Origin of the sequence: Halomonas sp. KX33721 (genome assembly GCF_001596805.1) — a bacterium.
Taxonomy (GTDB): domain Bacteria; phylum Pseudomonadota; class Gammaproteobacteria; order Pseudomonadales; family Halomonadaceae; genus Vreelandella; species Vreelandella aquamarina.
Map to the genome: position 1 here is coordinate 17,598 of NZ_LVIA01000013.1, position 8,988 is coordinate 26,585.

Annotated in this window: 10 protein-coding genes; 8 read left to right on the forward strand and 2 right to left on the reverse strand. The window is 55.3% G+C overall.

Annotated features, from left to right (window positions below):
• The first annotated feature begins 100 nt into the window (after positions 1–100).
• The 8 genes from A3220_RS04815 (at position 101) to A3220_RS04850 (ending at position 7,537) form a co-directional block, all read left to right on the forward strand.
• Complete coding sequence (locus A3220_RS04815; RefSeq protein ID WP_044627916.1) at positions 101–874, forward strand: enoyl-CoA hydratase-related protein; 774 nt, start codon at positions 101–103, stop codon at positions 872–874.
• Positions 875–991: 117 nt separating this feature from the next.
• Positions 992–1,609, forward strand: a complete 618-nt coding sequence (locus A3220_RS04820) for a LysE family translocator (protein WP_044627915.1) — start codon at positions 992–994, stop codon at positions 1,607–1,609.
• A 37-nt stretch (positions 1,610–1,646) separates the two neighbouring features.
• On the forward strand, positions 1,647–2,345 hold the full coding sequence (locus tag A3220_RS04825; RefSeq protein ID WP_044627914.1) for a glutathione S-transferase family protein: 699 nt from the start codon (positions 1,647–1,649) through the stop codon (positions 2,343–2,345).
• 86 nt (positions 2,346–2,431) lie between these two features.
• The gene (locus A3220_RS04830) at positions 2,432–2,971 is read left to right on the forward strand and encodes a YaeQ family protein (protein ID WP_054645038.1); all 540 of its coding nucleotides are present in this window, start codon (positions 2,432–2,434) and stop codon (positions 2,969–2,971) included.
• Between the two features lie 208 nt (positions 2,972–3,179).
• Positions 3,180–4,199, forward strand: coding sequence for a lipid A deacylase LpxR family protein (locus A3220_RS04835; RefSeq protein WP_084812748.1), 1,020 nt, complete (start codon positions 3,180–3,182; stop codon positions 4,197–4,199).
• A gap of 107 nt (positions 4,200–4,306) precedes the next feature.
• On the forward strand, positions 4,307–4,825 hold the full coding sequence (locus A3220_RS04840; protein WP_062359331.1) for a YetF domain-containing protein: 519 nt from the start codon (positions 4,307–4,309) through the stop codon (positions 4,823–4,825).
• An 84-nt stretch (positions 4,826–4,909) separates the two neighbouring features.
• Entirely contained in the window at positions 4,910–5,227 is a 318-nt protein-coding gene (locus tag A3220_RS04845; RefSeq protein WP_044627911.1) for a DUF6693 family protein, read from the forward strand.
• Between the two features lie 210 nt (positions 5,228–5,437).
• Positions 5,438–7,537 carry a TonB-dependent siderophore receptor gene (locus A3220_RS04850; protein ID WP_062373522.1) on the forward strand — a complete coding sequence of 700 codons (2,100 nt, stop codon included), beginning with the start codon at positions 5,438–5,440 and terminating at the stop codon, positions 7,535–7,537.
• A 76-nt stretch (positions 7,538–7,613) separates the two neighbouring features.
• On the opposite strand, the gene A3220_RS04855 is transcribed toward A3220_RS04850, so the two are convergent.
• Both A3220_RS04855 and yghU read right to left on the reverse strand, forming a co-directional pair.
• Positions 7,614–7,844: a DUF2798 domain-containing protein gene (locus A3220_RS04855; RefSeq protein ID WP_044627909.1), complete on the reverse strand. Its 231-nt coding sequence runs from the start codon at positions 7,842–7,844 to the stop codon at positions 7,614–7,616.
• Between the two features lie 23 nt (positions 7,845–7,867).
• Positions 7,868–8,728 (reverse strand): glutathione-dependent disulfide-bond oxidoreductase, encoded by an 861-nt coding sequence (gene yghU / locus A3220_RS04860; RefSeq protein ID WP_062359354.1) that lies wholly within the window; start codon positions 8,726–8,728, stop codon positions 7,868–7,870.
• Between the last annotated feature and the right edge of the window lie 260 nt (positions 8,729–8,988).

The window sequence follows — 8,988 nt, forward strand, 5'->3', positions numbered from 1 at the left end:
GGATTGAAGCGCGACAAAAGAAGTGATTGCCACCCAACCAAGCGTTCGCTAGGGTTGAGTGGTCATCACTTACAAGCGCAATAACAATCAAGGAGCCATCATGAGCGACGCAGTGATCGAGAAGGTTGATAACGACGGTGTAGTGCGCCTGACCATTAATCGCCCCAAAGCCCTGAACGCGCTGAATAGCGACGTGCTCAGCGCTTTGGAAGCGCATTTAGTCGAGCTTGAAGCGCACCCCAACCTGCGGGCGGTATTGATTACCGGCGCTGGGGAAAAATCCTTTGTGGCCGGGGCAGACATCACTGAAATGCGTGATAAAACCCCCGAAGAGGCCCGCGCATTTGCCAGCCAGGCACTGCGTACCATCAAGCGCCTGGAAACACTGCCCGTGCCGGTGGTCGCGCTGGTGAACGGGTTTTGCCTTGGCGGCGGCTGCGAACTGGCGCTGGCCTGCGACTGGGCCGTCGCCAGCGACAACGCCATCTTCGGCCAGCCGGAAGTCCTGCTAGGCGTCATTCCCGGCTTTGGCGGCACCCAGCGTTTGCCGCGCCGAGTCGGTCCCGCCATGGCCATCGACCTGGTGACGACCGGGCGCAAGATCGATGCTCAGGAAGCGCTGCGCATTGGCCTGGTCAACCGGGTAATGCCCCAGGCCGAGCTTGAGAGCTATGTTGAAGAGCTTACCAAGCAGCTGAAGGGTAACGGGCCGCAGTCGGTACGCGGCGCCAAGCAGGCCGTGCATGACGGCATGGATCAGGACCTCGATAGCGCCCTGGCGCTGGAAACCAGCCTGTTCGCCTTCTGCTTTGCAGGCCAGGAGCAGAAAGAGGGCATGAGCGCCTTTGTCGAGAAGCGCAAACCCAATTTCTAAGCTCTCTTTTTTCTAAGCTCTCTTTTTTCGAGTTTTACTTATTTGAGGGGTGGCGCACGCGTCACCCCTTATTTTATTCTCAGGCTTACTATTTCTTACTATGCCGGAGTGACCGCGATGCAGTGGGCCGCCTTTCTTCTTGCCGCGCTGGGGTTTGCCTATTTACCCGGGCCTGCGATGTTATACACCGCAGCACAAACGCTGGGACGTGGCCGACGGGCGGGCTGGTTGGCGGTGGCTGGGGTGCATCTTGGTTGCTATGTGCATGTTATCGCCGCCGCACTGGGGTTAGCGCTGCTGTTTGCGGCCATTCCACCTGCCTATCTCGCGATGAAAATCATCGGTGGACTCTATTTGCTCTGGATGGGCGTGCGTTTATGGCAACAAGGCATTCGCACGAGCAGTGACGAACTCCCGCTCGCTTCAACCAAGCGGGTACTGCGCGATAGCTTTCTGGTGGAAGTGCTTAACCCTAAAACGGCGCTTTTCTTCGTGGCGTTTCTGCCGCAATTTGTGCAGCCCGATATTGCCATGCCGGTCGCATGGCAATTGCTTTGGTTAGGCATTGCCACCAACGTGCTGTTCTCGTCAGCGGATGTGGTGGTGGTGCTATTGGCCAGCCCGCTTCGCGCATGGCTGCAAACGTCTCATGGCTCTTCCCGGTTGATTCAACGGATTGGCGGAGGCGTATTAATGGGGCTCGGAGGTAATACACTGGTGCAGGCAGCAAGATAGGGCTAGCTAATTTTATTTTCACCATAAGGAGCGCGGCATGTTTGATCTATATATCGCCAATAAGAACTACTCTTCCTGGTCGCTGCGCCCTTGGGTGCTGCTGAAAGCGCTGGAAATTCCCTTTAATGAGCATCTGATGCCCTTTGAAGGTGGCTTTGGGGATAGCTACACCACGTTCAAGCGCTTTTCGCCGTCCGGCTTGGTGCCGTGCCTAGTGGATAACGATCACAATGTCGCCGTGTGGGACTCGCTGGCGATTGTAGAGTACGTGGCGGAAACACACCCGAACGTATGGCCGCAAGAGCGTGAGGCACGGGCCTGGGCGCGCTCCGCCAGTGCCGAGATGCATAGCAGCTTTGGTGCGTTGCGGGATGAGTGTTCCATGAACTGTGGCGTCCGCGTGGCGATGAACGAGCTTTCCCCAGGGCTGAAAAGCAATATGGCACGGTTAGATGCGCTGTGGCAGGAGGGGCTTGCGCGTTTTGGCGGCCCGTTTCTAGCAGGAGACCGCTTCACTGCGGTGGATGCGTTTTATGCCCCCGTGGCGTTTCGTATACAAACCTTCAACTTGACGCTGAGTGAAGTCTCCCTTGCTTATGTGCAGCGCCTGTTAGACCTACCCGCCATGCAAGATTGGTATGCCGCTGCGTTGAAAGAGACATGGCGTGAGCCGATGCATGAAGCAGAAACAGTGAAGTATGCCACTCTGTTGAGCGACGAACGCGCGATAGGCTAGTGCGTAGTGCGTGGATGGCTGCGCGATGATCACTCAAATCCGCTACACTGGCGCGCATATCATTAGAGAATGTTGAGATTCATGTTATGGCGCTAAGTGCTACCCCCTACAAAGTCGACGTTAACCTGACTGACCTGGATCGCAACGTCTATGAAACGTTGCGTTTCACGGTGGCCCGCCATCCCTCTGAAACGGAAGAGCGGCTGTGCGCGCGGCTGATCGCTTATATTCTCTGGTACAGCGAATCGCTGGCATTCGGGCGTGGGCTGTCCAATGTGGATGAGCCCGCCTTGTGGGAAAAAAGCCTGGATGGCCGAGTGCTGCACTGGATAGAGGTCGGTTTGCCCGACGCCGAGCGCTTAACCTGGTGTTCGCGCCGCGCTGAGCGGGTCTCGCTGCTGGCGTATGGCCGCGTGGATATTTGGGAAAGCAAAGTGCTGCCCGCCGTCGCTTCCTTGAAAAATGTGCACGTCGCTGGATTGCCCCAAGAGGCACTGGCCACCGTGGCAGCAAACCTACCGAGGGCGATTAACTGGGCCGTCATGATTAGTGACGGTTCGCTGTTTATCACTGATGAAAACGGCCAGCATGAAATCACCCCGCAGTGGCTATTACGGGAGCGATAGGTATTCATGTGCTAGCGTTAAATAACGGACTGGTTGCCAGTTCGTTATAACAAGGAAGTACCTCAGGGTGGGTAGGCATTGCGTGTGACATGCATAACAGAAAGTAGCTTGCTATCTATTTGCATGATTACATACAATCAACAATGTTTGTTCCCCACCCCGAGTATGTTTTGTCTACCTGCCCAGCTCTCAACTCAAGGAATGAGCCATGACGCCGTCTGTTTACTATCGCAAAACCCAAGCCCCGGCAGCTTTTTTATGTAAAGCCGTGCTGCTGTTTGTACTACCGTTCAGCCTGCTGCCCGCTATCGCGTCCGCCGACGATAGTTCGCTTTCCATTAAGCATGCAAACGATGGACTTGCCAGCAGTGATGATGGCCACTTTACCAGTGGCTTCGAGTTGAATTGGATGTTTACCCCCGAACCACAAAGCTGGCCCCAGCGTTTAGCGGCTGCGTTGCCGGATAGTATCATCAGTCAAGCTGATCGCGCCTCCTACCGCCTAGTGCATCAAATTTATACGCCTAATGTGATTGAGCGCCGCGAGCTGATTGAGGATGACCGCCCTTACGCGGGGTTAGTGTATGGCGGTGTGTCGCTTTATGAAGATAAGCCGATGGGCCGTTGGCAGCAGGCCACCGACCTGCATTTGGATGTTGGCTTGGTAGGCCCTTCCTCCCAGGCGGATAGCATTCAGCGGGAGGTTCACCGTGTTACCGATAGTGACCGGCCGCGCGGTTGGCAAAACCAATTGGGCGATGAGGCAATCGTCAACCTGACCATGCGCCGCCAGTGGTGGTATGACACGCCTCTGGCAAGTAAACAGTTTTCCCACGGCCCCGGTGTCGGGATGGCGCTTGGCAACCTGTATACCTATGCCAGCGCTGGTTACAGCGTTCGTTGGGGCGACGATGCCCAGGGTATTCCTACGTTAACGCCTAATCCTGGCAGCCGCCATCAGCTAAATGGCAGCAGTGGCTGGCAGTGGTACCTGTTCGCAAACGTGGAGGGATATTACATGGCACAGAACCTGACGCTGGATGGCAACACCTTTAGAAATAGTCACTCAGTAGACCGTAACGAGTGGGTGGCTGATGTTTCTACCGGGCTGGCATTGGCTTGGGAAGAGTGGCAGGTAACCTTCGCAGCCGTGCAGCGCACCCGCGAGTTCGATGGCCAGGATGAACAGGATAAATTTGGTGCGTTGACGCTTACCAAGCAATTTTAATTTTTGATGAAGCCTAAATCCAGCGGATAGCATCGCACCCAGGCACTATGGTTGCTACCTTGGGTGGTGGAAGGCATCTGTCTTTCGTCACTCAGGGGTGAGCGCCAATGGAAATGGTCTTTTTTAGCGGTTGGGAAAGTTTGGCCCGTACCCTGGTGGTGGGGTTACTTGCCTACACGGTGCTGATCGTGTTTTTACGTATCTCGGGTAATCGCACGCTATCCAAAATGAACGCCTTTGATCTTATTGTGACCGTGGCTTTGGGTTCTACGCTTGCCACCGTACTGCTATCGAAAGACGTGGCGTTGGCAGAGGGTGCGCTGGCACTAGGGCTGTTGATTTCCCTGCAGTTCATCATTACGTGGCTGAGCGTGCGTGTCAGCTGGGTAAAGCGGCTCGTCACGGGGGAACCGATACTGCTGCTGTATGACGGGGAGTTATTGCAAGCGTCGCTAAGGAAGGCGAGGGTAACGCAGGATGAAGTGCGTTCTGCCGTACGCAGCAGCGGGCTTTTACGTTTAGAGGCTGCTCAGGCGGTGGTGCTGGAAACCGACGGTTCGCTAAGTGTGGTAAAGCGCGGGGAAGGAAAAGGTGAATCCAGCTTAGCAGGGGTGGGCGGCCCTTAAAGCGCAGGCTTCACCTGCTGGCCGTTCACGGGCAGCGAGCACAGTGGTAATCTTCGCCCCTTTCTTAACGCGTAAGGGCGACCTGTGAACATTAAAGCTGACCTCTCGATTCTAGATATTATTGGCCACCTGCTCATCTGGGTGTTGCTCACCATTATTACCTTTGGCATTGCGCTGTTTTTCTTTCCTTACTCCTTCGCTCGCTTCGTGATCAACCGCACCAGCGTGGTGGATAACGCAACCGGCGTAGAGCGGAAAATGGTTTGCGATATCAATATCTTCAGCAATGTTGGCCATATTATTCTGTGGATGGTGATCTCATTTCTGACCCTGGGGCTTGGCTATATTTTCTACTTTTACCGGGTGTGGAACTACGCGTTGAATAACTCTCGCCTGCAGTAATGTCAGCCCCCTCGCAAGCGAAGAGCCCCTTGTACTGCCTGCCGACCTTCGGCAGGCAGTCATTTTTTGAGAAATATTTGCATTAACGCATCTTCCTGTCCGACTCAACTCACCTTTCGCCTCCGTTGACATCCTTTGTATAGCCTCCTATATTTTCGCGAATAAAAATTACTATCATTAACATTAATATTCGCTCTGGGATCTTTCACGATGAAACCTGTACCTACCTTTCGCCTGCGCACGCTGAGCGTCGCGGTTGCCTTAGCCTCGGCTGCTGCTGTGCCGGTAGTTTATGCACAAGAGAGCAGCGTCAATCTGGATACGGTTGAAGTCACCGCTGAATCGGCCGGTCTTTATGGGTACAGCGATGCTGAGCGGGAGCCCTCAGTAGGCAAGCTGGATGTGCCGCTGGCCGAACAGCCTTACTCCATGTCAGTGATCGACCAAGAGTTTATTCAGGAGAGCGGTGCCAAAAACATTCAGGATGCGCTGCTGTATACCCCCGGCGTGTATGCGGGCAACTTTGGATTCGACACTCGTGGCGACAGCGCTAAAGTGCGCGGGCTAGATGCAGGCCGCTATTTGGATGGTTTGCGCCAAGTGTATGGCTCCTACAACACCGTGCGCACCAACGTCTACGCGCTGGAGAGTGTGGAGGTGTTACGCGGGCCATCTTCCATGCTGTATGGCCAAGCTGATTTGGGCGGCATCATCAACGGCGTCTCTAAACTACCCCAAGAGGAGCGCAGCGGTGAGGTTTGGGCGCAGTACGGCTCCTATGACCGCAAGCAGCTGGCGTTGGATGTGACCGGGGCGGCCGATGAAGAGGGCGAGTTTCTTTATCGCTTAGTGGCGTTAACCCGCGATAGCGATACACAAGTCGATCACGTTGAAGATGATGGCTACCTGTTTGCGCCATCGTTTACGTGGCGCCCCAGCGACGCCACCAACATTACGCTGCTACTGAACCGCCAGGAAAACAAAGGCCAGGTATCGGCGCAGTTCCTTCCCCAGGCGGGCACGTTAGAGTCGGGTTCACTGGGCTTTATTGGCTCGGAGCGATTTGTTGGCGAGCCGGGTTGGGACCGCTACGACCGGGAAAAGATCGAAACAACGCTGTTTGTTGATCACCAGCTCAACGACAGCTGGGCGTTTGCTGCCACCGCCCGCTATACCGATTCCAGCACCGAAACCCGCGAGCACTGGGTGGATATCCCCAGCGTGCCCGATGCTAACGGCAATGTGAATCGGACCATCTTTATGGCGGATGCTCAAACGCGCATTCTCAATATGGATGCGCGCCTGGAAGGCGAGTTTGCGCTCGGCAATACCCAACATACGCTGGTGGCAGGTATTGACCGTCAGGACGCTCGCTGGTCTCAGGATAATTATAGTTCGGTGGCCAGTGGTGGCGGGCAGTTCAACGTCTATAACCCTCAGTATGGCAATCTTCAGCTGGATTCGCTGAACCCCACTGACCGCCCGGATAATGAGATTGAACAAGTCGGCGTGTATCTGGCGGATCATATCGAAGTAGGCCCTGTGGTCGTCTCAGCGGGCCTGCGCCGTGACTGGGCAGAGAACCGCACGCTGGCGCTATCTGGCCCAGATACGGTCAGTGATGAAGGTGAGACCACCGGCCGGCTGGGGCTGATGTACCGCTTTGATAACGGCTTCTCACCCTATGTCAGCTACTCCGAAGCGTTCGTCATGAACCTGGGTAACGACGGCACAGCTAACCCAAGCCCCTTGAAGCCCACCACCGGCGACCAGGAGGAGATTGGCTTTAAGTACGTATCTCCAGATCAATCCCTGGCCGTGAGCGCGGCCTACTTTGATATTACTCAGCAAAACCGCATTAGCGATGGCGTTACTCCGGGCGGCGTCGAGCAAGTGGGTGCCGTGGTCGATGGCTGGGAGCTACAGGTAAATAAGCGCTGGCAGCAGTTTGAAACCCAAGTCGCGTATACCAACTTGAACGCCACTAACGACGGTACCGGTATTCGCTTGCCGTATGTGGCTGAAGAGCAGGCTTCCTGGTGGAACCGCCTGTATGTTGGTAATAACTGGCGTATTGGGGCGGGCGTTCGTTATGTCGGCGACAACGTTGGCTCTGGCGGCGCGCCGGTAGTGCCTTCCAGCACGCTGTATGATGCGATGGTGGGTTACACCCTGGGTGAGTGGGGCTTCTCCGTAGACTTGAAAAACGCCACTGATGAAGAGTATGTCTCCTGGTGCCGCTATGACGTCGGTGACTGTGGCTACGGCGACCGTCGCAGCGTCACGGCCAACGTGCGCTATCAGTTTTAACGCATCATGATATAACAAACGGGGCCTGCGATGAGCAGGCCCCGTTTGGTTAATGGGACTCAATGCGTGAGCGGCGTTAGTGCGGCTGCTTGACCAGTGGCTTCACCAAACGCCGCACGATTGGGGCGACCAAGTTGATCACCGGCAGCGCGACGGCAAAGGCAAACAGCCACGCCTTGAGCCAAATCACTACAATCCCTTCCACAAGTCCCACGTTATACAGCGTTATGACCAGCGACATAATGCATGACATAAACAGTGCCATCAGGCATGAAAATATCAGCTGGGCGTATTTCGGATCGAACATCGTACGTTTTCCTAATACGCGAATTAACGCTTATCTTCGGTTTTCTCGGTGAAGTCGCTGGCGTCGTGGCGCTCGTGAAGCTGCTCGTTGGGTTCGCCCCAGGTGCGGTTTACCATGCGGCCCCGCTGTACCGCAGGGCGGGCATCAATCTCTTCGGTCCAGCGCAGCACGTTGGTGTAGGTGTGTGCCTCGAGGAACTCAGCGGCCTCATACACGCGGTTTTTCACCAGCGCGCCGTACCAGGGGTGAATCGCTATATCGGCAATGGTGTACTCATCGCCTGCCATAAAGCGGTTGTCGGCCAAGTGACGATCCAGTACGTCTAGCTGACGTTTGACTTCCATGGTGTAGCGGTCAATCGGGTACTGGTACTTCTCTGGCGCGTAGGCGTAGAAGTGACCAAAGCCGCCGCCCAGTATGGGAGCGCTGCCCATTTGCCAGAACAGCCAAGAGAGGCACTCGGTGCGTTTGGCCGGGTCTGTAGGCAGAAATTCACCGAATTTCTCGGCGAGATAGAGCAAAATAGCCCCTGACTCAAACACCCGTTGGGGCGGGTTCATACTGTGATCCACCAGCACCGGGATCTTGGAGTTAGGGTTAGCCTCAACGAAGCCGCTGCCAAACTGGTCGCCTTCGCCGATTTGAATCAGGTGCGCATCGTACTCGGCTGCCTCAATACCTTTTTCCAGCAGCTCTTCTAGCATTACCGTGACTTTCACACCGTTGGGCGTGGCGAGGGAGTAGAGCTGTAGCGGATGTTTGCCTACCGGCAGCGCTTTATCATGGGTGGCGCCCGCTACCGGACGATTGATGTTTGCAAACTTACCGCCGTTGCCCGGCTCCCATTTCCATACGCTCGGTGGTGTATAGGTCGTATCGGTCATCATAGCCTCGCTGTTCATCAGGTAAGAAAAAAACAGTGCAATCGCCTAGCCTAGCTTACTGAGTTATCCCTACTTTATGGGGACGTAACCTTCACGGCCACCCGTGGCATGAGCATGTGCGCGGTAAGCAATCGTTTCAATCGACATTGAGTCTCTCCTGTTTATGGGGCTCAGTCGTTATGGTTGGATAGTGACTGGTACATCAGGTTAATTACGCATTCGCTATTAATTTAGTGCGGCTTTATTTTGTGCGCAAGCTA